22 protein-coding genes and 1 pseudogene are annotated in these 25,689 nt (G+C 45.6%); 12 read left to right on the top strand and 11 right to left on the bottom strand.

Annotated features, from left to right (window positions below):
* Positions 1–19: 19 nt before the first annotated feature.
* The 3 genes and pseudogenes from ACO0LG_RS16950 to ACO0LG_RS16960 all read left to right on the top strand — a co-directional run.
* A pseudogene (locus ACO0LG_RS16950) lies at positions 20–991 on the top strand (DUF3387 domain-containing protein); the annotation flags it as partial.
* 58 nt (positions 992–1,049) lie between these two features.
* Entirely contained in the window at positions 1,050–2,543 is a 1,494-nt protein-coding gene (locus ACO0LG_RS16955) for a hypothetical protein (RefSeq protein WP_423028411.1), read from the top strand.
* A 398-nt stretch (positions 2,544–2,941) separates the two neighbouring features.
* Entirely contained in the window at positions 2,942–4,858 is a 1,917-nt protein-coding gene (locus ACO0LG_RS16960; protein ID WP_423028413.1) for a glycoside hydrolase family 16 protein, read from the top strand.
* Positions 4,859–6,158: 1,300 nt separating this feature from the next.
* Here the strand turns inward: ACO0LG_RS16960 and ACO0LG_RS16965 are convergent.
* Both ACO0LG_RS16965 and ACO0LG_RS16970 read right to left on the bottom strand, forming a co-directional pair.
* The gene (locus tag ACO0LG_RS16965; protein WP_423028415.1) at positions 6,159–6,710 is read right to left on the bottom strand and encodes an endonuclease V; all 552 of its coding nucleotides are present in this window, start codon (positions 6,708–6,710) and stop codon (positions 6,159–6,161) included.
* On the bottom strand, positions 6,707–6,913 hold the full coding sequence (locus ACO0LG_RS16970) for a cyclic pyranopterin monophosphate synthase MoaC (protein WP_423028751.1): 207 nt from the start codon (positions 6,911–6,913) through the stop codon (positions 6,707–6,709). The genes ACO0LG_RS16965 and ACO0LG_RS16970 overlap by 4 nt, the downstream gene beginning before the upstream one ends.
* 473 nt (positions 6,914–7,386) lie before the next feature.
* Between ACO0LG_RS16970 and ACO0LG_RS16975 the strand changes: the two genes are divergently transcribed.
* The 4 genes from ACO0LG_RS16975 (at position 7,387) to ACO0LG_RS16990 (ending at position 14,167) form a co-directional block, all read left to right on the top strand.
* Positions 7,387–10,842, top strand: a complete 3,456-nt coding sequence (locus ACO0LG_RS16975; protein WP_423028417.1) for a DEAD/DEAH box helicase — start codon at positions 7,387–7,389, stop codon at positions 10,840–10,842.
* Positions 10,843–11,539: 697 nt separating this feature from the next.
* The gene (locus ACO0LG_RS16980; protein WP_423028419.1) at positions 11,540–11,773 is read left to right on the top strand and encodes a hypothetical protein; all 234 of its coding nucleotides are present in this window, start codon (positions 11,540–11,542) and stop codon (positions 11,771–11,773) included.
* A gap of 206 nt (positions 11,774–11,979) precedes the next feature.
* Positions 11,980–13,266, top strand: coding sequence for an AAA family ATPase (locus ACO0LG_RS16985; RefSeq protein ID WP_423028421.1), 1,287 nt, complete (start codon positions 11,980–11,982; stop codon positions 13,264–13,266).
* Entirely contained in the window at positions 13,259–14,167 is a 909-nt protein-coding gene (locus tag ACO0LG_RS16990; protein ID WP_423028423.1) for a DUF4435 domain-containing protein, read from the top strand. The genes ACO0LG_RS16985 and ACO0LG_RS16990 overlap by 8 nt, the downstream gene beginning before the upstream one ends.
* 475 nt (positions 14,168–14,642) lie before the next feature.
* Here ACO0LG_RS16990 and ACO0LG_RS16995 read toward each other — a convergent pair whose 3' ends face one another.
* The 5 genes from ACO0LG_RS16995 to ACO0LG_RS17015 form a co-directional block, all read right to left on the bottom strand.
* Positions 14,643–15,542, bottom strand: a complete 900-nt coding sequence (locus ACO0LG_RS16995) for a hydrolase or metal-binding protein (protein ID WP_423028425.1) — start codon at positions 15,540–15,542, stop codon at positions 14,643–14,645.
* A 96-nt stretch (positions 15,543–15,638) separates the two neighbouring features.
* The gene (locus tag ACO0LG_RS17000) at positions 15,639–16,643 is read right to left on the bottom strand and encodes a YqaJ viral recombinase family protein (RefSeq protein WP_423028427.1); all 1,005 of its coding nucleotides are present in this window, start codon (positions 16,641–16,643) and stop codon (positions 15,639–15,641) included.
* A gap of 117 nt (positions 16,644–16,760) precedes the next feature.
* Positions 16,761–17,720 (bottom strand): DUF932 domain-containing protein, encoded by a 960-nt coding sequence (locus ACO0LG_RS17005; RefSeq protein WP_423028429.1) that lies wholly within the window; start codon positions 17,718–17,720, stop codon positions 16,761–16,763.
* A 142-nt stretch (positions 17,721–17,862) separates the two neighbouring features.
* Positions 17,863–18,009: a hypothetical protein gene (locus tag ACO0LG_RS17010; RefSeq protein ID WP_423028431.1), complete on the bottom strand. Its 147-nt coding sequence runs from the start codon at positions 18,007–18,009 to the stop codon at positions 17,863–17,865.
* A gap of 81 nt (positions 18,010–18,090) precedes the next feature.
* The gene (locus ACO0LG_RS17015; protein ID WP_423028433.1) at positions 18,091–18,519 is read right to left on the bottom strand and encodes a transcriptional regulator; all 429 of its coding nucleotides are present in this window, start codon (positions 18,517–18,519) and stop codon (positions 18,091–18,093) included.
* Between the two features lie 114 nt (positions 18,520–18,633).
* Between ACO0LG_RS17015 and ACO0LG_RS17020 the strand changes: the two genes are divergently transcribed.
* Both ACO0LG_RS17020 and ACO0LG_RS17025 read left to right on the top strand, forming a co-directional pair.
* Positions 18,634–19,146 carry a hypothetical protein gene (locus ACO0LG_RS17020; protein ID WP_423028435.1) on the top strand — a complete coding sequence of 171 codons (513 nt, stop codon included), beginning with the start codon at positions 18,634–18,636 and terminating at the stop codon, positions 19,144–19,146.
* 72 nt (positions 19,147–19,218) lie between these two features.
* Positions 19,219–19,704, top strand: coding sequence for a hypothetical protein (locus ACO0LG_RS17025; RefSeq protein ID WP_423028437.1), 486 nt, complete (start codon positions 19,219–19,221; stop codon positions 19,702–19,704).
* Positions 19,705–19,847: 143 nt separating this feature from the next.
* On the opposite strand, the gene ACO0LG_RS17030 is transcribed toward ACO0LG_RS17025, so the two are convergent.
* Complete coding sequence (locus ACO0LG_RS17030; RefSeq protein ID WP_423028439.1) at positions 19,848–20,093, bottom strand: hypothetical protein; 246 nt, start codon at positions 20,091–20,093, stop codon at positions 19,848–19,850.
* Positions 20,094–20,430: 337 nt separating this feature from the next.
* Between ACO0LG_RS17030 and ACO0LG_RS17035 the strand changes: the two genes are divergently transcribed.
* The gene (locus tag ACO0LG_RS17035) at positions 20,431–20,631 is read left to right on the top strand and encodes a hypothetical protein (protein WP_423028441.1); all 201 of its coding nucleotides are present in this window, start codon (positions 20,431–20,433) and stop codon (positions 20,629–20,631) included.
* On the top strand, positions 20,631–20,921 hold the full coding sequence (locus ACO0LG_RS17040) for a hypothetical protein (RefSeq protein WP_423028443.1): 291 nt from the start codon (positions 20,631–20,633) through the stop codon (positions 20,919–20,921). The genes ACO0LG_RS17035 and ACO0LG_RS17040 overlap by 1 nt, the downstream gene beginning before the upstream one ends.
* Before the next feature lie 68 nt (positions 20,922–20,989).
* Here the strand turns inward: ACO0LG_RS17040 and ACO0LG_RS17045 are convergent, their stop codons facing one another.
* The 3 genes from ACO0LG_RS17045 to moaC form a co-directional block, all read right to left on the bottom strand.
* Positions 20,990–22,231: a hypothetical protein gene (locus ACO0LG_RS17045; protein WP_423028445.1), complete on the bottom strand. Its 1,242-nt coding sequence runs from the start codon at positions 22,229–22,231 to the stop codon at positions 20,990–20,992.
* A gap of 148 nt (positions 22,232–22,379) precedes the next feature.
* The gene (locus tag ACO0LG_RS17050; RefSeq protein WP_423028447.1) at positions 22,380–23,363 is read right to left on the bottom strand and encodes a site-specific integrase; all 984 of its coding nucleotides are present in this window, start codon (positions 23,361–23,363) and stop codon (positions 22,380–22,382) included.
* 137 nt (positions 23,364–23,500) lie between these two features.
* Positions 23,501–24,028 carry a cyclic pyranopterin monophosphate synthase MoaC gene (gene moaC, locus ACO0LG_RS17055; protein ID WP_423028449.1) on the bottom strand — a complete coding sequence of 176 codons (528 nt, stop codon included), beginning with the start codon at positions 24,026–24,028 and terminating at the stop codon, positions 23,501–23,503.
* Positions 24,029–24,112: 84 nt separating this feature from the next.
* On the opposite strand from moaC, the gene ACO0LG_RS17060 reads away from it, so the two are divergent.
* A complete protein-coding gene (locus ACO0LG_RS17060) occupies positions 24,113–25,684 on the top strand; it encodes a M48 family metallopeptidase (protein WP_423028451.1) in 1,572 nt (523 codons plus the stop codon).
* The last annotated feature ends 5 nt before the right edge of the window (positions 25,685–25,689 follow it).

A 25,689-nucleotide genomic window follows, 5' to 3' on the forward strand; every position in this document is an offset into this window, starting at 1 on the left:
TACCGCCAGCAATGGCCGTGGCAGGCCGACTGTTGATGCACGCGAAGCTTATGCCTTGCTTGAAGAAAAGCTGGAGCTGTTGCGTAGTATGTTGCGTGGTTTTGCCTACGACAGTTTTTTAACGGGTGGGCACAAGATGCTGGCGGGTGCTGCAAATCATGTACTGGGAGAAAAAGACGGCAAGAAACGCTGGGCAGACCATGCACTGGCTATGAGCAAGGCATTTTCTTTGTGTTGCACACTGGATGAAGCAAAAGTAGTAAGAGAAGAGGTAGCTTTTTTTCAGGCTATCAAAGTAATGCTGACCAAGCGTGACATCAGCATAAAGAAAAAGACGAACGAAGAGCGGGAGCTCGCCATCCGCCAGATCATTGGCTCAGCCGTTGTGTCGGAGCAGGTGGTAGACGTATTCGAAGCAGTTGGATTGGACAAGCCCAATATCGGGCTACTTGACGATGATTTTTTGGCCGAGGTGCGCAATCTACCTGAACGTAATCTTGCCGTAGAGTTGTTGGAACGTTTGTTGGAAGATGAAATCAAGAGCAAATTTGGTGGCAATGTCGTACAGAACAAGAAATTCTCTGATCTGCTTGCTGATGTCATTAAACGTTATCAAAACCGTTCCATAGAAACGGCTCAGGTTATTGAAGAGCTGATAGCGATGGCGAAGAAGTTTAAAGAAGCGGCCAGTCGCGGTGTCGCGCTTGGTCTGAGTGACGATGAGGTGCGCTTTTACGATGCTTTGGCCAATAATGAATCTGCCGTCCGTGAATTGAGTGACGAAACCTTGAAGCTGATCGCCCATGAATTGACAGAAAATCTGCGCAAGAATAACAGTGTAGATTGGGCGCAGCGTGAGAGCGTCAGGGCGAAACTTCGCCTGATGGTAAAACGCATATTACGAAAATATAAGTATCCGCCGGACAAGCAGGAAGAAGCCATTCAAACTGTGTTGCAACAGGCTGAAAGTCTAAGTGCTGAGTGGGCGTGATTTTTTGAATATGTTTTCGTAGCGCATCAAAGCTGCACACAACGCTAAAAGGTGAAGCATGGGCACTAGGGCGGTGAAGATTTATTTTTCTGATTTCTTCGAAGTTCAGCCGGAGGTGCTTGATGATTATGGCGCGTTTAACATTTCGCTGATAAATGATTTGCCATTGTTTATCGATCCATTTTTGCTCTTTGATAGTGAAAAGCTTGAATACAAAGCTTTGCATGCTGAGATAGTTCGCTACGTCAAATTTCTGCGTGACGTTTCTATCGACGATACAATTAATAGCGGTTTACTCGATGGTTGGTTTCGCTTCCCTGAGGTAAGTCAGAATTGGTTGGGATTCAGCAAAACAGGGAATAAAGGCAGTGGGTTGGGTAGGGATTTTGCCGAAAAGTTGCATCGCAACCTGCACAGAGTTTTTAAGGATTTTGGCAATGAGAGTATCAGTCGCGGAAGTCACTTGGAGAAGCTTTGTTTGATGGCAGATGGTGTTGGACGAGACCATCTTAGCGATTTTACTACCAATTTGATCAAGTGTTACCTGCTCGATTACACACAGACTTTTGCGAAAGCCAATCTTCCATCTTGCTTGAGACGTCCAATCGCGATCGATAAGGTATCTTTTGACTATGTAAGTCGGCGTTGGAAAGGTGCACGTTACGAGCTACCCATCTTAGGAAGTGATTTTATTCTACTTACGCCAAAGGATATGTTGACCAAAGATGAAGCCTGGATAAATCGACCAGATTTGCTGGACAATTTTCAGGAGATTTATCAAGCAATGCCCAACGAACAGTTGAGAGCACAGGTCAATGAATATTTTTTGCGTAGTTTGTCAGAAGACTCTTTGAAAGAGGAGATTCGCGAAGCTGCTGCAGATGCAATCGAAAAATTCCCCGAAGTACTGGATTATTATGTCAAACAAAAAGAAGATTCTGGTGCCGAGGCGCATAAAATCAGTGATTTGAAGGTTAGGCAGACTCAGGTCCAATTCGTTGACCAGATACGTACTATGGTTGAAGGTAATTTGGCCGGTACAGAATTCTACGAACTTGGTGATAGTTTTGACGAATCATTGCGGCGCTTGCATTTCCTTAAATCAGTGATTGAAAACGGCGATGGTTATCGAATCTTCTATCAAGATGGCAAGCCTATACAACGAGAAGCGGATTTGCAAATTATGTACAGGCTTACATGGTGTGCGACTAGCTACGACGTGAACCGTGAAGTTAACAACGGCCGTGGGCCAGTTGATTTCAAAATTTCTAAAGGAAATCGGGATAAGACCTTGGTTGAATTTAAGCTTGCGTCGAATTCCAAGCTTAAGAAGAACCTGAAACATCAGGTTAAGGTCTATGAGGTAGCAAATGGAACCGCGAAATCGATAAAAGCAATACTCTACTTTTCTCATGTTGAGTATGAGCGCGTTCAGACTATATTAACCGAGTTAGGCCTCAACGGTCGTAAGGATGTTGTATTGATTGATGCCGCTGCCAAGATATCTGCTTCAAATGTGGGTGATCCTGAGCAGGGGTGCTTCGATCTCTGACGATCCAAAAGATGGGGTCTTATATTCATACATTTTCATATTATTAGAAATGTTGCAATGTCAGACCTGACTCCGTTTTTGTTCTGCAGGTATTGCTTTGTGTTGGCAGCCCGTTCTCAGCACACACAATAAGCACCTTGCACCCGCATTGATAGTAATGTTGCTTTCGATGCAATAAAAATCCCAGGCATAAAATTCCCATTGACAAAAAATACAAATAATATCAATATTAAAACTCTCGAATGGAAACGTTTCCAAAAATGTGAGTTAAATGGAAGCAAGTTCGGGAATTGATATCAATGGTCTTTATACATAGCTCAGACAGACGTTGTTGACAGCGTTTTTCCATGTCAATCCGTCTAAACCCTGTTTTTAAAATTGAAAATAACGGAGGCATGATGAATCGGCAGGACTATCGTCTCAACAAACAAAAACGCAGCAGCACACTCACCGCCATCGCGGCCAATATCTTGCTGGCTTATGGCTCGCAAGCCCATGCCAGTGTCACTAATCCTGTGATAGGCAAACTGATCTGGTCAGAAGAATTTAATGGCACCAGCCTCAACACCGGCTTGTGGACTGCCTATGATGGCAATGGTTGCCAGATCAATTTGTGCGGCTACGGTAATCAGGAACTCGAATACTATAGCCCGAATAATGTCTCGATACAAAACGTGCCGTTTGAACCTGGTACACGCGCGTTGGCAATCCAGGCAAAAAACCAGGTCATAGGCAGCAATGTCTTCACGTCTGGAAAAATTTCTTCCGCAGGCAAGGTACAAGTCCAGTACGGCATGGTGGAGATGCGCATCAGCACGCCGCAAGTTGGAACTGGGCTGTGGCCTGCCGCCTGGATGCTGGGTACCAGCCCGCAAACCTGGCCGCGCAACGGCGAGATAGACATTATGGAGATGGGGCATAGCAATGCAGGCAGGGCGCTGGCTGGCTACCCGGCAATCAATAATTATGTAGGTTCAAATGTCATTACTTATCAGGACGCCGCCTGCGTGCCGGGCAACCCCAGTTGTGCCGCTTCGACCGCGTGGCAAACCAAGAACTGGTATATCGCTTCGACACCTTTGATTAACCGTTTCGTCACCTACCGTCTGTACTGGACTGATACCCAAATGCGCTTTACCGTCACCGATAACGGTGTGGAGCGCGATATGTATCAAAACCCTTTGCCTGTCAATTCAACTTCGCTGCAGGCACCGTATTACCTGCTGTTTAACCTCGCGGTAGGCGGCAATTTCACGGACGCGGCAACACCTGCACAAGTAACCACACCCTTGCCTGGTACCATGTATGTCGATTACGTGCGGGTCTATGAACTGGATGGCAAAGGCACGGTGAAAGTGGGTAACCCCAACGTGCCCGAGGTGGGTAAATTTGGCGTGTTCACCGATCTGACCGCAGTCAATAACAAACAGACGACTGGCGTCAGCTCTGACGTGTGGAACTGGAACCAGGCATCGATGTCGGCAGGCTCTACCGCACCGTATGAAGGCAGCAATGTCATCGCCTGGAACTACATCGCCGCCAACCAGTGGTTTGGCAGCAGTATACAATCGCGCCAAGTGCGTGACATGAGCAACTACAGAAATGGCACGCTGAAATTCAGGATAAAAATACCCGCCAACGTCGCCTTCAAAGTCGGCATTGGTGATACCTATACCAATCAGGGCTCGGTCACTTTTCCTGCAAGCGTGGCGAGCTATGGTTTGGTACGCGACGGCAATTGGGGCACGGCGACTATCCCCATTTCTGCACTCGCGGGTAACCTGATCGCCTTGCAATCGATGTCTGATCTGTTCCAGATTTTCAGCGTCGATGGCAGCCTGCCCGGCAGCACTTTCCAGTGGGCGGTTGATGATATTATTTGGGATACTGGTGTGCAGACTCCTACGCCTACCCCAACACCCACGCCAACACCGACTCCGACACCCACGCCAACACCGACTCCAACTCCGACACCAACTCCAACTCCAACTCCAACTCCGACTCCAACTCCGACTCCAACTCCGACTCCGACTCCGACTCCGACACCAACTCCAACTCAGGTTTCAGCCAGCGCCACGCAAATCAACGCAAGCACATTGCAGTTTGGTATCAACACGTCGTCGTGGGCAGACGTGCATTACACGGTCAACTCTGGTGGTCAGCAAAACTTCCGCATGACACAATCCAATGGTAACAACAGCTACGCAGCCAGCGGACTCAAAGCAGGGGACCTGGTGAAATACAGCTTCACTTATTGGGACGTCGCAAAAAATTATGCAGTCGATACCGGGCAGCAGAGTTTCACGATGAAGTGATATTGATGAGTTTATAAAGAACGGTCGTAAGAGATTTATGACCGTTTTTTACCTGGCGCGCGAACGCTCCCTAAGGCATCGCAGCGAATATAAAGAGTGTCCTGCATTTACGCATTTTCTTAATATCGGCTTGTCCTGATATAAGATCGGCCCCATTAAGCTCTGCACTATTTCGAAGGCTTTTTTATGCTCAGCCAATGTCAGGAAGTGATCCAAAAAAACTAAATACTGCTACGATTTTTCCGGCCTCATCGACTTCCACGACATCATACCCAGCAACGATGGCTTGGTTGCTATGCGCACTTCCCAGGCATAACGATGCAAATGGTGATGGGAATCAACTCCTGACGTCCAGACTATCTCTGCATCAGGCCGTTGAGTGCGGAACTCCGCAAGGCAAGCTGAAAATTCTTCCACGCCAGTGGCGACACGGTGCGGATCAAAATGCAGGGTCAGGAATTCAGCGAACCAGGAAAACCTTGGCAGAACGGTAGGATTGAGCGTTTGTTTTTAACGCCTAAAGAGAAGCTGAATTTGATTACTCTTGTTAATGGCCTGATGCTCGATTGTTTGCTACGTGATTTTTGCGACTTGGTATAACCTGGTCAGGCCGTATTAGCATTTGCACGGGTATACGCCTGCTGAGGTGTGGGCTGGTGTTGATCCTTATACGTCAGCGCCGAAAACTGTTCAGTATTTTAATGCCTGGGATGGTTTGCTGAATGGTTACTATTTGCAGCGTTAGCCCACTGTTCACAAAACAAAATACCTGTTGATCTTGAACATTTTTGGGTGTTCAGGGTGATGCTCGTCTCCAATAAATAATTTGTTTAAATTTTAATCAGGCAAACAATATTTCTTGTTCGCCTGATTAGAAATAATCAGTTCAGTGTTCAACTGAACCAAAATCTTCGCCAGATTTTACAAAAAATACTGATCTGGTGAAGGGATTTTGTTTAACTGAACGCTGAACAGGGCAGACGTCGCGAGGCGACAGGCGTGAGGATATTTATCTCGATGATGAAGACAGGCAGGAGTGGTTGACGGTGTTGGCGGAGATGCGTGACCGTTTAATTGGGTGGTGCATGCCTACTGCGAGATGAGTAACCACTGTCATCTTTTGGTAGAAACCGTGGATGGTAATTTGTCGCGTGGCATGCGTCAGTTCAACGGCCTTATCTATCCAGCGTTTTGATCGTTGCCACAGACAAATAAGGTATTTGTTCCAGGGCAGATATAAAGCCTTGCATTCATACGGTTCTGAGGTATCTCTGCCATGCCTTGATTCAAAACTTAGGTTTCAGGCATGGTCAGCAGGCTTATCCCCCGCTCCACGGCACAACTGATCGACCAGTTTTAACAAAGTTGGCAGCCGGTATTCGCCATGCATGGTGGCGATGCTGGCCTGGGTGGTCGCCAGGTCCATGCCCAGGCTGGTGATATACAGCGGCTTGATGCTCTCGCCCCGGCAGATACCGAACGATGCATCTATCGCCGAGAAAGAGGACTTGGCAACGCCGATGATGCTGACCTTGCCAGCCAGCGCCTCGTGCAGGTACCAGCCCAAGCCGGGTTTGCTGGTGCCATCGAGATATACATAACCGTCGATGATGATGCAGTCTGGCTGCAGATCATGTTCCTCCAGCAATTGCAGGATGCAGGGCAGCTCGCGTTTATAGAATTCACCAGGCACATAGTTGGCCACGCTGTTGATGTGGCTAATGCAGGTTTTTGTCGGTTTGTCGTCATCCCAGTTGTGGAAGACAACACCGGCAACGCAGGCGCTTTCACCAGCTTCGTCGCTGCTGTAATGCACATCCACCGCCAGCAAAGTGGCTGGTTTTGTTGTCATTTGTCGATATCCGCTACCCAGTCGCCAGATTTGCCGCCGTGCTTCTCCATGACGCGGATATCGGTCATCACCATGCCACGGTCAACGGCTTTGCACATATCGTAAATTGTTAATAGGCCAACTTGCACGGCGGTAAGGGCTTCCATTTCGACACCGGTTTTACCCACTGTTTCAACCTGGTTATTCCATTCAGTATTCAAGATTTCATTCTTCCGTCCAACGCCAAGTGGACAAAATGTGGACAAAAAATCTTGCCCGTGAAAAGCATAGCTTAGCCAGAGTGGTAACGCAATCAGGAATATTGCGGTAAGCTGGATGGCAGAGGTAGGTGATTCAAATAATTTTTAATACCCCCTTGAAAATTAAATTGAAGCGCATATCATATATAGCTGGTCGTCGTCAGTAGCAAGGCGGTGACCACATGTTGTAGTGGGTATTGTAGAGCCAGAACCGCCATTTGCTCTGCAGCCTGCCTTCTTCGTTTTACGAAGGGAAATAGCTTGGGTTACCAAGTGAGCTTGGTGAGATTGGCAAATCTCAGGTAAGCCTGCAGATAGACTCTGCGGTCAACCGTGCCAAGTCTTTTTTGAGACAATTTAATTGACTCATTAGGGGCTTGCACGTCTATACAAAAGATTTGTGGGTTCTTGGTGAGTCTTAACCAAGACATCAACAAATGAACACTGAAAACATAGTTTCACCCACAACCCAGGACGATTGCATCACAGTCCTGACAACTCTTGATCGTTCCAATTGTACTGTTAAACAGTTCATGCTCAATGACGAAGGCAATTTGACTTGCGCACCTTACGGGCAGGAAAGTTACTTTTATTCCAACAAGGTCAGAGTCAAAGATATAGCGACACTTGCCAACGAAGTGCATCGTCTAAGCACCCAGAAAAACGCAATGATTATCCGGGGCAGTCCGCAGAAAGTGACCGGAAAACCGATGCGGCGGACTAGTGAGAATTTTCCGGAGCCTGAATCCGGTTGCTCCTGGCTCATGATTGATTTTGACAATCTCCCCCTGCCAGAAGGAATGAGCCCACTTGGGCTGGAGGCAATCAATCATTGCATTTCAAAGTTGCCAGCAGAATTTCACAATGTCAGTTATTTTTACCAGTTCAGTGCAAGCGCAGGTATTTTGAAACCTGATGGCACGCCCTTGAAAACAGGTCTCAATGTACACTTGTTCTTTTGGTTGAACCGCAAAGAGACTGGTAAAAAACTTGCTGATTACCTGATTCTGCATTGTATTGAGACAGGTTTTTACGAGAAAACATTTGATCGCAGTGAGGCTCCTTTTATTCGCTGGGGAGTAGATCCAGCTGTATTGCGTTCGTCTGTTCAACCACATTATGTTGGTTTACCGGTTCTTGGACCAAGTGTTCGGTGCAACTTGCCTAGAGAGTTTAGACAGGGCCAAGTGAGAACCAGTCGTAATGAGGTTTCATTGCCAGAATTCTCCCCAGATATGGGAAAGATTGCAGCGTCAGAACGGAAGAGGGTACAGGATGCTTACAGGCGTGAATGTGGCATGGTCCAAACTAGGTCAGTAACTAGGGCGCAGCATGGCGGCATTTCAGTTTCCAGCTACTACACTAACAGGTCAGGTGCGTCACCAAGTACCAATCGAATTTTCACTGAGGCGAAACCCTATAATCAAGATGAGAGCTCTGTCATTTTGCATTTTGATGACGAAGGCAGTCCAGGTAGCTGGTTTGTGGCAAAGTCTAGCCCTCTTGTAGCCAGGCGCTTTGGCGACGGAAGCACGCTTTCGTTGAAAGAGTTGTCTGATGGGGCGTACATCTATGTGAAAGATGTACTCAAATGGTTTACTGAAGTCACTCAACACGACAACCTGCCATTGACGGAATCTGGCTACCTGCCAGATATAAGCTCATTTGCTTTCGGGCGGAATGTCCTGATTGAAGCTCCCACAGGTTCTGGTAAAACAACCGCATTCTGCCGCTTTGCCTTGCAAAATAAGGGGAAGGTAATCTTATACGCAGCCCAGACGATAGCATTGGTCAAGCAAATGCATGATGATCTGCGGGAGCAAGGTTTGCGTACTATACATTACAAAGATTTTTCCCGTGGCGATTCCCTCCAGCCCGCAGTTTACGTTACAACGAACGAATCGTTGTCAAAGTTGGTTAATGCAGCTATTGAACGTGGGGTGAACTTTATTCTCGTCATTGACGAGGCTCATATGGCGCTGGATGATTTTATGGTGACAGAGCATAAGAATGCGTTGATGGAGAAGGCGATTAGCAGGGCGGAGCGTACATTGTTCATGACAGCAACTATCACACCGTTGCAGGTCACGAAGTTGCTTGATTCGGTGTCTCGTGCATGTGGTGCATTGACGCCAGAGGTCTATGCTGGCTACAGGTTTATGCCCGCAAAGGAAAATCCACTGGTAGTAAAACCTGTGGGTGAATTCGGCGGGGACATAGTCGCACTTTTGCGGCATATGGCAAACTTGAAAGAACGCAATACTCCTTTGCCCCGTTTTGTTCTCATCGCTCCGAAAAATAAAATGAAAGTTTTTCGCCTTCTGTTGGCGCACTTTGGATTGTTGGATGATGCCGAAGTCGTGAGTCGCCAAGAAGCAACACCAGAGGAAGTCGAGCGTGCAAGGGTCAGTAAAAAACCGATATTGATCAGTAGTCCAATGTTCGCATTGGGGTTAAATTTTGAAAACCAACCAGCGCACTTTTGGACATACTTCACTTACTTGCAGGTTGACACGAGCCAGATAATCCAGACATTAAACAGGGCTAATCGGGGCAATACGCCATGTGAAGTACGTTTGTATTATGGAGCGCTGGATAGCTCACCGATTCAGATTCCAGCCCAAATTGAAACACGCATGAAAGTCGAAGGCTATCTCGCTGACGAGAGTTCTATTCAAGGTGTATTGGATGCGCATTTCCATATTGATCGCCCAACTTATAATTGTCTCAGGCAAGCCGAGAAACAAACCGGGAAGGCGATGGCAAGTTTAATTAACGGTGATCAATTTCAGAACTATAAAGTTGCTACCAATTGGCAAGAGACTTTGTATGCAAGCAAAGAAGATTTGAAGTTTTTCAAGCAATTGAACATGGACGCCAGGAACTCATATCTTGACGATGTCGAGGAGAAGGCAGAAGACCTCAGGAACGAGTCAGAAGCAACGCTTCTTTTGAAGCTAGACCAACTTCATCGTGAAAAAAGTGTCGTAGACATGATGCAAAATGGAAGGACGGCTGGGGATATTTTGGCTGACGAACAAGCGGTTCTCATGTGCCTGTGTGACTTGGATGATCCCTCTCTTACTACTTTTATTAAACCAATGAGGATACGGCGTCTTTTCGGCGAGTTGAAGCCTTATGCAACGGCACAGTTCAGTCAGGAGCGTACGGTTTTATGGCGTGACGTTGCGGCGGAAAAAACTGAAGCGTTGGTTCCACTTTTATCAGTATTGAAAAGAATGCGTGCTGGTGAATGCGATGGCAATGAGTTTGCCAGCCTTATGCGGCGCACTAATCTGCGTCGTGGAGTTTTGGCATTGGCAGACTCTGAGGCGAATCTGCTGCAAGTCTGGAATCGAAAGTTGGACGAGTTGGACAAACTAATGGAGCAGTCACGTCAACATTGCTCTACTGAGCAGCGTATCAAAAATAAGAACAAGTCCTTTCTCATAGCAAAACAGTTTCTTGAAACGATAGGTGTTTTTTTTGAAAAGACCGTTGTAGATGGCAAGGAGGTAATCGACCCAACAAAACCCATCGTTCCAAACTGGGACTTTGAAGGCATGGCACTTGTTTTAAGGCGCTGTGCTGAAAGTTGGCGTCGGATGCCTACTGTCCCTATCAACCTTTATGAGGTTGCTGCGGAGTGGAGCGATGCTGACGTTTCTGCGGAAAAATGCAAACACTGTGTCCATGCAAAACCTCAATGGGGCTGTGCTTTGGGACGGCCCGTCGAGTGGCCGTATGGAGACGTTCGCTCAGCCACCATTAATTGCGATGAATACAAACCTATATCGGCTTCACTTAGAAGGGCAACGGAAGCCGCAGAATTTGATATTTTTGTGGGTTTGAGGAACGCTACTTTGCCTGCATCTACTTGCTCTTTATCTTGATATCAGTTTCTTATAGTAGTAGGACATAGATAGATAAGTGACTGCCCTTCGTATTTAACACTGCTGCCTACGCCAATATTCTTGGTGTCGGCAGTATTGCTGTAGAAGGGAGGTTATTTATTCCTGAATTGGCTTTATTACCAGAGAAGGTATGACTCCTAAAAATATTGCGAGCCAGAATCAGTATTCCCATCCAGCACTAAATCCCCTTTAAGTTATTTTTCCTAAGGAATCCTTTGCTGAGTGCAACTAAGTCTTCGTTTTCCGATGCTACGCAAGCATCCCAAACCATGCTGTTCCTTGCCCTTCAGAAAAGGAATTTCTATATTTGACGATTTACGTTACGAGTCACAACATGATTATTTGAAAGGGGAATTGGTATGCTGGTGGTATAAATAAGCGGTGCATTTTTGGTTAGCATTGCAGAATACCGTGTTGCAATTGAAATTGCATGATGGCAATACTGATAAGTCCAGTCAATTCTAAAATAACAAGATTATTTTGTATTAAATACTATTTTTTAGTGCAGAATATCACCAATAATCCCTTAGAAAAATTATGAGTTTTTAGCAATATATGAGATTCTTTGGTTTGGTCAAACGCTTGCGAGTCCAAGTTATTCGAGCGCCAGAGATTTTGAGTGGTCGATTTAAGTAGATACGAATTACGAACCCAACTATTTTCCAGAGGTGACTTTATGGCTCTATACAAAGATGGTGCTAAACTAATAATTTCAAACGATGCGGCATTTGATTTTAAACATAAGCCTGGCACAGCCGCCCCCTATCCAGGTATTTATCGTTGCACATCTTGCGGAGATGAAATTGCAATTGCAGGCGGGCATATTTTTCCCCCACAAAATCACAAGCAGCACGATCCAATGCTTGGATTAGTTCAATGGCAACTTTTAGTGTTTCCTGTGCAAAAATAGTTACATACTTCTCTTACCTTAGTGGTAGTGAGAATTACATCAAATAGTCGATAAATGCGGCTAAACAATACGCAATTTTAAGTAACTACTTATAGATTGTGCTTTTCTAGTATTAAGTATTTTTTCCAATTGATAATAAATGGTCAAGGTTTCGATCTATTTATCGCAAATTTACTTGGATTTCCTTTAGATATTAAAGACGAAAAATGGTCCACCTTGAAAAATTTAAAATAATCGGATTTAAAGACCCTGCTCGCTATGCGGAAGTCGTTTTCTCAGAAGAAGCAGTTTCAGTAATATATGGAGAGAACGGGAGCGGAAAAACGTCATTGCTAAAAGCGATATCAGCGTTTTTATCTCAAGACCATACCGCTTTGGCAGCAATGTCAATTAAGGAAGTGATTTGCTCGTTTAAACATGAAGGCGTTTCAAGGGAAATCTCAGTAGCAAAAGAGGACACCGATATCAGCTATAACTGGACGTCCTTTATTGACTCTCCATTGAAAGAAACGAGATCGCTAGCATTGGGTGTAGACAGAGGGGTCAGTACACAATCTATTCGAATTGACCCTGATTTAATCTACGATTTTATAAGACAATCTAGCATGGCAAGACGATTCTTCGACAAATCAAACGCAGTTTCTGCAAAGCAATTTTCAGAAGAGTTTTCGCATTATTTACGCTTCCGACAACATCATCTGAGAGATAAGCGAGTTGAAGTTGATTTTCTAAGTGCTCATGAAAATCTTCAAAATATTAAACTTGAAAATATAGAAGAAATACTACTAAATCATTACAAAAAAGCAAAATATACAGCTAATTTGAAAATTCAAAGTGCTCTTTTTACCACATTAGCGGATGCCATTGATGACGATACGACAAAAAGCCAGCATTCCGTTAACGAGGATTTTTATTCAAAGATTGTAAATCACAAAACTCGAATGATCGAAGCACTAACTGACGATGATAGTAATCAAACCAACAGCGTCAAGAAAAGGATTCTTAAAACTCTGCAAGCTCTAACTGAAGATAACTATTTAACGGAGATAGAGCACAAACCCCTATTGCTGAAATTGTTCTTAAATATGATTGACGAGTTAGAGAGGGAGAGGTTGGCGCTAGGGTCTATATATCTTCTGATAGATACATTTAATAAGTATCTAATTGAAGATAAAAAGTTGGTCATTAATAATTCAGAGATATATGTTTCCGTAGGTAAGCAGTCACATTCAATCCACGATCTATCAAGTGGCGAGCGGCACATGTTAACTTTTCTATGCTTGGTGCTATTTCAAGGCAGGGACCGTGATTTCCTCATTATTGATGAACCAGAAATTTCCTTAAATATCCTTTGGCAACGTGAGTTGTTAGGGTTGTTTAATCAGTTGATACCGAATACTCAAATAATAGTGGCTTCGCACAGTCCAATATTGGCCAAAAGAAGTCCAAATTTCTTAACTCCGTTGCTCACAGGGACTGTGGCAAATGCATGAGCTAATGCACCTGACGATTGATGAGCTATTTAATTCAGCGATTATGAGCAGGACTCCAGCAATCATTGTTGAGGGTAAATATGATATAAAAATTTACGAAGATATCGCAAAATCTGTGCATAAAGAGGTGGAAGTCTACCCCATTGAAATCATTAACGGATATACAGAAGGTTGCGATCAGGTGATTAAAGCTGTGCAAGAGCTATATCAATTGACAAGTAACACTCCCATTGAAAATCATATCGTCGGAGTCATAGACAGAGACGTTCGTGAATTTAGAAACCAATTACCTACCGAACAAGCATTTCTTATTCTCGATCTGTATTCAATTGAGTCTCACTTCGTTACGAAAGAGATTCTTGAAAATGCAATTCTTGCATACACTTGGATAGGCCGTCCGGCATTGGGACGACGATTTTTGCAAGTGCATTATGACCAAATTGAAGTGAAAATGATGGATATCTATTATTTTTCTTTGGAATCACTGAAGCTATCACTTACTCCCGGATACGATGCTGACTTTCAATATTCTCACTCACTCAATAGAAGAAAAATTGAACCCACATTGACAAATGTCATGGCAAAAATTCCACAATTAGATCAGTTTGCATCGTCTGTGAATTTGACCAAAAGCTTTGGCAGCCTAGCGAAAATTACGCCTGGTAAGTGGTTGCTGCAATGTTTTTCTGAAGAGATTTTTTCTTTGCTGTCGAATTTTTCCGATCATTGCGGAACACATGACGCCGAGCAGTGTCAGTATTGCAAAAGATCGGCTATCGATAAATGCACTTATAAGTTACGGGATGGCATAAACAACAAAACAATTTATTCTTTGGCGTTCCAAAATATTGGTCTTAGCACTTTGGACTATATTAGAAATCGCTTTGCCACTTTACGGTAATTGCAGTAACTGTAGGAGATATAAGCAAAACTGGATACGGACGTTGAAACAAATTATCCTGTTTTTTAGGCAGCCAGTTGCAGGCAGCTAGAGACGGAATCACAGAAAATGAAATTTTGGTGGGTGCGTTGAAGGCGAATCAGCTTGTAACCAAAGGCGTTTTTTGTGGATTCGATTTCTTATATATAGTACACAGAGTCAATAAGCATAACCGCTGGCATACGCCGTCTAAGAGCGCTGCTACGACGATTCACTTTATTTCGCCGACCTTCTTTAAGCAGGTATTCACCAATACTGCGTAGTTAACTTTGATAGTCCTCTGCAGATACTTACTAAAAAAAAGCCCCATTCTGCCGGGGCAAAATTATTTATTACAGAGTGACATGGAAAAGGTGGAACAGTACCCATAACCAGCAAACACCCAGAACGATCAGTCCAATCGGAACGCCAAAGCAGATAAGAAATATCCGTACAATCATGCCGCCTCCTCTAGTCTTTCAGAGGTTTTTTTGTTCAGCTTGTCCAATAGACTGGGCTTAGTCGTTGACCTTGGCAATGGTTTTTCATCAGCCTGAGTCTCAGCAAAGAACTCATCAACGACATCAGCGACCTCGTCGTCGCTTTCTTCAAATGCCCCATTAGCAAACCCTTTTCTGGCTGCAATATCAAGAGCGTCCTGATCGTAGCCGACTGCTTTACGCATTTCATCGGTCTGCCTTGCTTCGCCAATTGCCGCTGCCAGTGTCAAGCCTTCCCGCACAGTGATATCAACATAGTAGATGGCTGACCTATGGCTTTGTGTCGTACTTTTCCCACGAAGACGCAATTCCAGCGGCAGGCAAGACAGCAGATTGCCTGATACTGCTTGGTAATAAGCCAGACGTGCAGCCAGACTGCGGATACTGTTATATCCTGTAGTGCGGAAAACAAAGCTGCCCAACTCATCTGAATCGCCGATAGAGACGTTGAGCCTTGCATAAGGCTTGCAACCGCCCTTGGCAAGCTCGCAGTTATCTGGGGATGGGCAAGTTGCTGTCTCAATGCCAGACGCCGTAAAGCGCTTGCAAACGTCTCCGTTGCCTGCGCACATTGGACGCCCGTTCTTTTTGTCAAACAGGCTGTATTCCGACCTTAGATTCAAATCAGGGTCATTGAACAGCACTTTGACCGGGATTGAGCGTAGTTTGTTATTGGCTGCTCCTTTGCGTAGCTCTTCATCCAAGGGATGCAATACCCAGCCATCCCTGTTTTGAACTTGTGAGGTGATCGTGAATTGATCATCTTTCTCTGGCAGCCGTTTGCCGTTTTTCTCAATCACACGACCAATTGAAATGCGCCCAAGTACAGGCGGTGTGATAGCTAAGCCTTTAATCATGGTGATTCTCCTTAAATAGTAATACCTGCCTTAGGTGATTCAAAGACAGGTGATCGTGAAAGCCCTATTCGTAGGCTATTGACTGGAATGCGTTGTTCAGGTGGTGATAAGAAAGCGGCGACTGCCTGACCTGGTGAGGGGGTACTGCTCCAGTAACTCTGGCTGTTCTTGCAAGAGCGAAGGAATGTCCAAGACCAGGCTATCCTTTGCCTTTCGCCACGTCACAGTGCCAGTTTCGAAGAGGGCTTTGCTTGCTTCTGCCATACGTTGCTGTATGCGCTGCTTTAGCTCAGCTTCGACTTTTTCATGAGCGGCGATTTGCTCACGGACTGACACCAGATCAGCGAAGGCAGAAGACATTGGTCTGTCACTGGTCAGATCAATCGTGTTCCCAGAATCCTTTGGATACAGGCAGCGCAATGCCAATTCAGCAGACTCTGAACCATCAGCAGGCGGTGGCGTATCAGTTTCGACGTAATGCCAGAACTGCCTTTCCAGCTCAATGAGTCTTGAGATCAATGCATCGTCCCTGTCAATTCTGTGTATGCGTATTTCCTGCCCACACACCAAGACACAGACATCGGCAGCAGCTTTACCAGTAACGGCCAATTGATGCTGCACTTGGCAGACTACGTATTCAGGCACACCATCCCGCCATAGCTTCGCACCAAACTCACCAGCAGTTTTGCATTCCAGTATCTGAACATCACTTGCACCCATGACCTCCCGGTCGATATTTGCAAGCATCCATGCCTTGTCTTTGTCCGGGTGCTGCAATACAGCGTTGATCTTGCGGACACGGTGGCCTGTGCGTCTGGTGTAGTGCGCAGCAACGATAGGCTCAAGCAATGTTCCCCAATACATAGGACTGGTTTCATCATTGGGGTCAATTTTTGGTAGATTGCTGTCACGGCCAGTTTTAATCATCCACAATTCCAGCGGTGACTGGTAAGGGTTCAAGCCTACGGCAGTGCCTGCATCACTACTGCCAATTCCTTTCTTGCGCACGTCCAGCCAATCATCCCGTGACAGGTCATTGGTTTTGACCAGGCGTAGCGCTGGCCGCTGTACATGACTGCCATCCACATTTGCGATAATCATGACTCATCCTTAAAATGAAAAACCCGACATGCCTAAGCGATGCCGGGTTAATTGGGTTTGCGTTATCAGTTTCTTGTGCCCATAACGCAGAAAGACACTTGTTATTTGTTGGACCTGCTAAGCCACCATCAACAAGGCTTGATCCAAGGCTTTTTGCTTCAAGTTTGCACCAGCGCCAAACCATGCCGATTCAAGGCGGTGATCGGTGCTACGTGCACGCCTTTCATGGTCAACATACTCGGTTACCGCATTCAGCAGGCCGAAGGCGGTTCCCTTCGCCGATGCCAGTTCAGCTCCCTTGCCATGCCCCTCAAATAAATCTTGCACCTTCTTCATCGCCCTTTCATTGCTGATATTGGTTGTGGACAGGTTTGGGTCATTGAATACCCGCAGAAAGTAATTCATGGATTCATGGGATTTCACTTTACGCTCAGACAGGACTTTCATCCGGTACATGAAGCCGTCCCAGGAAGATACAGAGACACCAAGTTGACGCTTTACTGCTTGTGGGTCAAAGCTGGTGCTGTGTGGCACCTTGACTGCGCCATTGCCATTGGCGAGTGCAACTGCGAGGGTGTTGTTGCATACAACCCGGATACTGGTGAATTGGGCAGTGGTTGCCAGCGTCCCATCACAGGCGGTTGCCAGCAACAGATAGCCGTTGACCTGGTCATTGCCTTTGAGCGTAGCAGACTGATTGGTTTTAGCCAGGGCCCATATCTTGCGACCACCTTTCAGCACACCGGCAGTTTCCAGCTCAAAACCGGATATTTCCGTAAGGTCTCTGTAGAACTCAAGAATTTCCATGGGCTGTACAACCTGGTATCGGTTTGAGACGACGGACAGCGCTGCCTTGGTATCAGAGCGATACAGGACCTTCTGATCTGGAAATGACATGATTGCGCCAAGGCTGCCGACGCTTTCAGTCATGAAACGAACAGGCGTTTCCTTGATGTCAAAATTCATACCTGCTTGTTTTGCCCAAACTTCTATGGGCTGATTACTAGTAAGTTGATTGCCAAGGCCATGCCAGGGCTTTTCGGCGACATAAACCATTGTTTCAATGAGGTGTGCCATAGGTTTCCTTTGCTTGTGTACAGACGTGCCAAAACGACTGCGTGCTATGCAGTGACGTGGCTAAATTGGATTATTCAGGGATATGTGCGATTGCTGGATGAATCGCTATGGTGGGGGTTATTGTTTGACGTGGCTGACTGACTTATGCGAAGTCACCATCATCGTTTTGCCTGAAACTACCTTCATTGCGTCTCATGTTCTGCATGAGAAAGTCTTTGAGGTAATTTGCAACGACTGTGATGGCTTCGACTGCCAGGACCAGCAAAAAACTGATTAAAGATGGGTGCATTTTTCGCTCCTTCAAAGTGGTTGGATTTTGTACTACATCCTACTTATACCAATTTGAAAGAGCGATATTGATTTGGGCTACCTATTTATGCCACATTGCTTGATCTATGCTGAATTGCTCCACGATATCAATAACAAGATTCTGGCGATGCTCAGGCATGTTGCGAATTTTCTCTATTAATAACAGTTCACTCTCGGTTGGAGGTGCAACGGGAACAGGCTTGCCTTTCTTGCTGCCCTGAGTATTTCTGACAGTAGGTGCAGTCGCACCAAATCTCAGCCATTCAAATGAGACATTTAGCCACTCTGCCAGTGTTGCAATCTTGTCGGCAGTAGGCAATGCCTGACCACTTAGCCATTTCTGTGCGGCTTGAGCAGTAATTGACGCATGGGGATGACGCAGATTGAAATTCAAGGCCAACTCAGTGGCTGTTTCAATCTTCTTGGGGCTTCGCTTGAGTGCCTGTTTGAGGCGCTGCGAAAAGGCGAGTTTGTCTTCTTGGGTTGGCATCCCAATAGTTTCAGGGATACAGATTCAATAATAACAACCATTAGTTTACGTTTAATACCATTGGTTTATAATGTCTTACGCCAGCAATACCAATCTTACTCGTCGGAGGAACTTTTGATTCCCGTAATTATTGCCACAGCCGTAGCAGCGGCAGCCTATAAAGCCAAGCCAGAATGTTCTGTTTGCCATTCTAAAATCACTTGGAACCAGCCCGATATGTTTTCGCATCAACCAGTGTGCGGTAAATGTGGGATAGACGTTGAGAGTGTTTATTACGAAGGCCATTTAGTTCTGCTGGCTGGTCGCCACATTAAAACAGAAAAAGACAAGTACGATCGTAGAATCGAAATTGAGAAAAGGGCGATTGATAAATTATTGTCAGATCTTGAAGCCGCAAAATCGGTCAAGGTTTGGCCCGAGACATATCAAGGCAAAGTACCTGCACCAACACTCAATAAGCGTATTCACACAAATTGGCATCGAAGCAAAAGCGCTGCAACTGACGAATTGGCATATTTAACCGCAAAAAATCGCTGCTCCCATGTTCAGAAAGCGGTCTATTTTTCTGAATCTCAGTTTGAAGGTAACTATGAATATACAGTCTGGCTGGCTGAGGGAGTTATCTAACTACCAGCGGAATAATTGAATTTGCTGGCAAACCAACCTATCAACCACCTCAAAAATCAAATCGAGATAAATATGCCGATCCGTAAAATTGTTCTGGTAGTTCTTGCTGTTGCTGCACTCGCAAGCTGTACAAAAAAAGCAGGACGGGACTGGGTAGAAATCGGTGAAGGGCCAGACTATGGCTCTATACCCTACCGCACTATAAATTTGGAGGCTAATGATAAAAGGCCAGCATTCCCTGTAACGAATCCTGATTTAACTTCTCTTACTCTTGGTCTGCAATCAGGAAAATATAGGGACACATGGGTATATATCCAATTGTTCGACTGCTACGCACCGAAGCTAAGAAGTGGATTGCCATCAGTTTTGTGCACTTCAATTAACGGCAGTGATGTGTTCATTGTGAGTAATGATACTGTTCGAGAATATTTGCTTTCTATTGAGAAAAAAGAAAAAATCGCAGCCATTATAGGTCGAGCTATCGGATTACATGCTGACACGCCTGTTGTAGTCATCAAGCAGGAAATTACAGAAAAAGACAAGGCAGCACTCAAATAACCCGACCATCAATCGGGTGGAACGCATTAAAGCAGAAACCACTGCTCTTGAAAGCCCAAGGACGATGATTTGATATCGTCACTGGTTCAGCGTGGAATGTTTTGCTCAGCCTTATATGGTCGCTTGTACGCAAGCGAGAAACATCAGCTTGGGTTAGCGGCCTTATATTCTACTAGCTGAACTATTTCACCATCGGGGAAATTCCATTCGCCGTCCTCCGTTCGCTGCAAACTAGCCTCCTTATGACCAGGATGATCATAAATGATCATAAAATTCCGAGCTATTTTTAGCGGATCTTTCTCATCTATCTTTATGGCGATTTTGCAACAAAAACTACCTGTCTTATCAATGACATTGAATTGATATGCGGGGCTTTTTGGGGCTTCCATAACTCACTCCATTTAAGCAATTTTTTTATAAATGCAAACAGCATCTTTAGATTTCGCACCTTTAGTGCATTTTGATTGAAACAACACCGGGAGAAATACTAGGCCTGAAAGCGAAACAGTTTTTGTCTTTTGAAAGCAACAAAGCATTACCACTGTGCACTATCAATCCGATGATTTTAAGGTAAAAATATTTTTATCAGGACTTGCCAATATTTAAAGGATCTATCATGAAAAGCACCCTTAAATTCCCGACACACATCATTTCGCAGGTTAACATAAGAATGACAGGCATCTGATAGTCAAATGCCAGCTCAGAACGAATTCTTAAAACATAATAATGGATATATTCAACCCTAATGCAGTAAAGGTAGCAATTGATCGCCTTGGTGGACCAACCAAAGCAGCTCACATAATGTCAGTATCAAACACAACTATTCATGCTTGGATAAAGCGTGGCAAGATTGTTGACATCGACAAGGCCATGCAGATGTCGAAAGTGTCGGGCATTGAATTGCAAAAATTAAGGAGCACCTACTGATGAATACTCGTCAAGAAAAACAGCGGTCAGTAGATGCAATTTGTGCAGCGCTTAAGGAGTACCGTCAGGAATCGTACATTGAACCACCAGTGGAAAGAATTGGCCATGGGGACTATTGTGAATTGTCACGTCATCAAATTGATCAAGGGGTAATCGCACTTGTGCATGCTTGTAATCTTACTGCAGGTTCTGTGGGCGATGTTGACCTATATAAGCTCATTAGGTTTTACCTTCAGGATGACGAGGCCAGAGATCAAATGAATTTGATAATCATGCAGACAAAAAAATAGTGTTGGTGTATTGGTGCTTGTCGATTGATGCAGCGACTCTATTCATGACGACTTAGCAGCATCAGACATCAATTTATTAACGCTAGTAATTCTGCAGAATTGAGCAGTTCATGTGCAAATTGCCGATTGAGAACAAAGTGAAAGTTATTAGGTGTGCCGACTTCGACCCCGCCAACTTTTACTGAACTAACTTGGGTCAAGCCTTTTCTCAACTCTTGGATGACCTTGGGGGCATTTTCCTGAACGTGAGCGCCGCCTTCTTTATTTGCCGTTTCTAGAATGATCTTGCGGCGAGTCAAAGTACTATCTTGCTTCCAGACTTCCTCGTTCCACCAATCATCGACTGTGAAAAGAATGGGAGGAGTCGGTAGTGTAAACGGAACAGCGATTCCACCGCCTTGGGAGCTTGCAAACAAAGGGATAATTGAGGTGGGAGAAAAATTCTTGGGCAATCTATTAGACAAACCAAATGATGTAACTAATTTCAAATTGGTTTTTACACCCATCTGATGCAATACAGACGCACTATTTGGAGTATCGTGTATGAGAACTCGTATCACGAGGGCTATCCTTATCGCTTCATCCAAATGCCCAGCATCGTATAGCTCACAGGATCGTCGAAGATAAGATAACTGACGGCGTAAATGATCAGTTAATGTGACAGTTGTACTTGGAAAATTAGGCTTCTTAGTTAATTTTATTTCTGGGCTGTCAGAACTAAACTCAAAATGAGTGCAAGTAGGAGTAGTATCTAATGACTCCATCTGAAAAAGGTAAGCAATTTTGCTATCCATTTCATGTACCAAATGAGCATTTAATAAGCGAACTATTTTTTTATACCAGCGTTGGTTTGCTGCTTTGCAGTGATCTAAATTTAACGGTATCGCACCAACTTTTCTAGGTTCAAGAATCAGATCACAATGCTCGAACAATGTGATGAAATCTTCAGAGGTTAAGTACTCGCTAGGATCGGGAAATTCCCATAACAATTCTTTACCTTGCTCTCTCGGCTGATTAATCGGAACTGGATAAAACTGATCACTTAGTTCATTCAAGTTGGAAATAAAATCATCAGCTTTTTTGTACTTCATGAAACTGGCATAGGCAGGTATTGCTTTTTCTCCGATGCTGAGCACAAAACCAAAGGCTAGGAGTTCAAGAATTTTTCTAAGTTGAAGCGTCGCAACCTCGATGGTTGAGTCTTCATAAATGGCGTTGACGGTGCCATTTGTAAAGGCAACAAAGACTTTGCCACGCTGTTTAATATTTTCCAGCTGTTCAATATACTTGTTTAAAGCCTGCTCTTGCATATGCACTCCATTTAAGCACGAATAATTAAACAGAGAGTGTAGCTATTTTTGCTTAAAAGGCAATGCAAAAGATTTTTTGTATTGCGTATTAACCCGAGTGAGACAGTTCTGTATGCACACGGGTTAATTATTCTAGATCAACTCTTGGTTACCCCAGTTTTTTTGCAAGTACTTCGGCTTTCGGATGGTAGTAACGCTTCAGCATTTGAATTGTCTGGTGACCCGTGACTGATGCGAGTTCTATGACATTGGGAAGCTTCTCAGCAATTCGACTCGTAGCGGTATGACGCAAATCATGGAAATGCAGATTCTTGATACCAGCCCTTTGGCATGCGTGCGTGAAGCAGTTGTGCAGCACCATATGAGACATTGAAAAGACAATTCCTTGAGTTTGTGGCCCCAAGTCCGTAAGTATTCGTATAGCATTGCTGGATAGCGGGACTATTCTAGCCGTACCATTTTTTGTAATGGGTAGAAGGGCTGTTTGATGCTCCAAATCTATATTCTCCCAGCGTAAAGCTAAAATCTCACCTCGTCGCATCGCTGTTTCCAAGGCAATCCTTATTATGGGAACCATTAAAGGACTACGCCTGTAGCGTGGCTGCAATTCTCTGATCAAGGCTTCTTCTTCACTGTCTGTCAGTAATCTGCTTCTACCTATAGGGATTGTAGGTTTTCTAATCCGTTGGCAAGGGTTTTCTATGGTTACGCCCCATTCTTTACGGGCATGATTGATGATGCTTGATAGTATGGATAACTCTCGAAGAATCGTACCTGCTGCAACTGTTTTTAGGCGTTGATCTCGATAATCAGCGATTACGGCTGGAGTCAACTTTGCCATGCTGTAATTCACCATTTTGAATTTATGCATGAATGTGATGCTTTCAAGTTCTCTTTGTGCACTTCTCTTAGTTGGTGTTACCTCTTTCAAATATCGCATCAGAATGTCCGTTAGTAACAGCTCATTTTGTGCGGTTTGGCTTAAATAGACTCCACGATACATTGCGGATTCAATTTCCCTGGCCCAGTGCTGTGCGTCGGCCTTCGTACCGAAAGACTTAGTTTCTTCGGGGAACCCTTTTATCTTGACCCTTGCTTGCCAAATACCTGCTCTCAATCTAAATGATGCCATGCTCGCCTCTCATGTGGACAGGCGGTGGACAGGAAGTGATTTCCTTAAATTTTGAATGTCAAACGAGTGCAGTTTTTAACGCAGATTTTAGTAACGAACTCAAGCGACTTGATTTATAAATATTCTATAAAGATCAATCACTTATCTATATCCGCTACCCAGTCCCCGGATTTGCCACCATGTTTTTCCATAACACGGATATCGGTCATCACCATGCCACGGTCAACGGCTTTGCACATATCGTAAATTGTTAATAGGCCAACTTGCACGGCGGTAAGGGCTTCCATTTCGACACCGGTTTTACCCACTGTTTCAACCTGCGCCTCGCAAGTAACAGTGTTGTTACTTGCATCAATGCTAAAATCAACAGTGACGCGGGTCAGTGCCAGCGGGTGGCATAGCGGGATGAGGTCGCTGGTGCGTTTGGCAGCCATGATGGCGGCGATGCGGGCTATGCCGATGACATCGCCTTTCTTGGCATTGCCTTGCTCGATGATGGACAGTGTGGCTGCCTGCATGCGGATATGACCACGGGCAACGGCGATGCGGTGGCTATTGTTTTTATTGCCAACATCCACCATATGAGCTTGACCACTTGCGTCAAAATGGGTCAGTTCGCGGGCCAATTCGTGGGTCTGCTCTGTTTTGCTTGTTTCTGTGCTCATTGTTGTGTAAAAAACCTGTAGGGCGGTATGATGAGATTACTCAATGACGCCTGGGTTAAGTCCTGATAAATAAGGAAGCTATTAGTGTCCAAGTATCATAGCATTGAGAATCCCTTGCGACGTGTTTTTCGCCTGCCCGCCGTGTCAGCATTGCGTCTGGCAGTCGTGCTGGCTGTCGGTCTGGGGAGTGCCACTCTGTCACCTGGTGTAGTCCAGGCGCAAAACCTGCCTACTCTGGGCGATACCTCGCGTGAAGACCTGTCGCCGCTGGCAGAGCGCAAGCTCGGCGAGCAAATCATGAGCGTGGTCAGGCGCGACCCTGACTACATGGACGATGCCCCGGTCAGTGAATACCTGAACCGCCTCGGCAACAAGATGCTGGAAGCGAGGCCAGATGCGCGTGGCGAAACCAATTTCAATTTTGAGTTTTTTGCCGTGCGTGATCCGGTGCTCAACGCCTTTGCCTTTCCTGGTGGCTTTATAGGTTTTCATTCCGGTCTGATACTGGCTGCACAATCTGAATCCGAGCTGGCCTCTGTCATGGGCCATGAGATAGGCCACGTCGCGCAGCGCCATATCGCCCGCATGCTGACCAGCCAGCGCGGTGATGCGCTGATCCCGCTGGCGGCACTGGCGCTGGCCGTGCTGGCAGCACGCTCTAGCCCTGATGCTGCAATGGCGATTGCTACTGGCGGGCAGGGTCTGGCGATACAGAAACAATTGAATTTTGGTCGCGATGCCGAGCGTGAAGCTGACCGTGTTGGTTTCCAGATATTGCGGGACTCTGGCTTTGACCCGTCTGGCATGGTCAGTTTTTTTGGCCGTCTGCAAACGTCCATGCGCAACTATAACGACAACCTGCCTCCGTATCTGCGCAGCCACCCCCTGACCAGTGACAGGATAGCCGACATACAATCGCGCCTGACAGACCAGGGTTACCGCCAGCATGCCGACAGCCTGGAGTTTTTGCTGACCAAGGCCAGGATCAGGGTATTGCAAGACAGCAGCACCCAGGGCTTGATGGATGCCAGCACTTTTTTTGACACCCAGGCCAAGACCGGTAAGCTTGAAGACCAGATCACTGCCAAATACGGGCTGGCCTTTGTCGCCTACAAACGTCTGGAATTCGCCACCGCCCGCAAATTGCTTGATCAGTCGCGCAAAATGCTGGAGCAGGTACCTGCCTATAAAAACATGCTCACTTACAGCAATATGTATGTCGATATGTCCATCGACATCCTGATCGGTGACAAGCAAGCTGCCGCCGCCGTCAAAGAGGCAGAAAAAGGCATGCGTGATCTGCCGCTCTCACGCGGTGTGGCCGTGCAATATGCCGAAGCCCTGCTGGCCGACAGCAAAGAAGAGCAGGCGGCGGTTTTCTTGCGTGACCAGATCGTACTGTACCGGCAAGAAGCGCAACTCTACAACCTGCTGGCCAAGGTCTATGCCGCTCAGGGCAAACAAGCCGCCCAGCATGTCGCCCTGGCCGAGGCCTATGGCATAGAAAATAACCTCGCCGCTGCCCTGCAACAACTCGACATCGCCCGCCGTGAAAAAGATGCGCAGTATTACGAGCTGTCCGTCATCGATGCCCGCGAGCGTGAATGGAAAGAAAAGCACAAGGAACAACTGGCGGAAGAGAAAAAGCGGCGCTGAGTAGC

The sequence above is a fragment of the Undibacterium sp. Ji42W genome (genome assembly GCF_049340405.1).
In the GTDB taxonomy this organism is placed as follows: Bacteria; Pseudomonadota; Gammaproteobacteria; order Burkholderiales; family Burkholderiaceae_D; genus Undibacterium.

Coding starts and splice junctions, on each gene's coding strand:
- ACO0LG_RS17040 (WP_423028443.1), top strand. CDS start 20,631: ATGAATACTCGTCAAGAAAAACAGCGGTCAGTAGATGCAATTTGTGCA.
- ACO0LG_RS17015 (WP_423028433.1), bottom strand. CDS start 18,519: ATGCCAACCCAAGAAGACAAACTCGCCTTTTCGCAGCGCCTCAAACAG.
- ACO0LG_RS16985 (WP_423028421.1), top strand. CDS start 11,980: ATGGTCCACCTTGAAAAATTTAAAATAATCGGATTTAAAGACCCTGCT.
- ACO0LG_RS16955 (WP_423028411.1), top strand. CDS start 1,050: ATGGGCACTAGGGCGGTGAAGATTTATTTTTCTGATTTCTTCGAAGTT.
- ACO0LG_RS17035 (WP_423028441.1), top strand. CDS start 20,431: ATGGATATATTCAACCCTAATGCAGTAAAGGTAGCAATTGATCGCCTT.
- ACO0LG_RS17030 (WP_423028439.1), bottom strand. CDS start 20,093: ATGGAAGCCCCAAAAAGCCCCGCATATCAATTCAATGTCATTGATAAG.
- ACO0LG_RS17050 (WP_423028447.1), bottom strand. CDS start 23,363: ATGGCATCATTTAGATTGAGAGCAGGTATTTGGCAAGCAAGGGTCAAG.
- ACO0LG_RS17025 (WP_423028437.1), top strand. CDS start 19,219: ATGCCGATCCGTAAAATTGTTCTGGTAGTTCTTGCTGTTGCTGCACTC.
- ACO0LG_RS16995 (WP_423028425.1), bottom strand. CDS start 15,542: ATGATTAAAGGCTTAGCTATCACACCGCCTGTACTTGGGCGCATTTCA.
- moaC (WP_423028449.1), bottom strand. CDS start 24,028: ATGAGCACAGAAACAAGCAAAACAGAGCAGACCCACGAATTGGCCCGC.
- ACO0LG_RS17005 (WP_423028429.1), bottom strand. CDS start 17,720: ATGGCACACCTCATTGAAACAATGGTTTATGTCGCCGAAAAGCCCTGG.
- ACO0LG_RS16980 (WP_423028419.1), top strand. CDS start 11,540: ATGGCTCTATACAAAGATGGTGCTAAACTAATAATTTCAAACGATGCG.
- ACO0LG_RS16965 (WP_423028415.1), bottom strand. CDS start 6,710: ATGACAACAAAACCAGCCACTTTGCTGGCGGTGGATGTGCATTACAGC.
- ACO0LG_RS16960 (WP_423028413.1), top strand. CDS start 2,942: ATGAATCGGCAGGACTATCGTCTCAACAAACAAAAACGCAGCAGCACA.
- ACO0LG_RS16975 (WP_423028417.1), top strand. CDS start 7,387: ATGAACACTGAAAACATAGTTTCACCCACAACCCAGGACGATTGCATC.
- ACO0LG_RS16990 (WP_423028423.1), top strand. CDS start 13,259: ATGCATGAGCTAATGCACCTGACGATTGATGAGCTATTTAATTCAGCG.
- ACO0LG_RS17045 (WP_423028445.1), bottom strand. CDS start 22,231: ATGCAAGAGCAGGCTTTAAACAAGTATATTGAACAGCTGGAAAATATT.
- ACO0LG_RS17010 (WP_423028431.1), bottom strand. CDS start 18,009: ATGCACCCATCTTTAATCAGTTTTTTGCTGGTCCTGGCAGTCGAAGCC.
- ACO0LG_RS17000 (WP_423028427.1), bottom strand. CDS start 16,643: ATGATTATCGCAAATGTGGATGGCAGTCATGTACAGCGGCCAGCGCTA.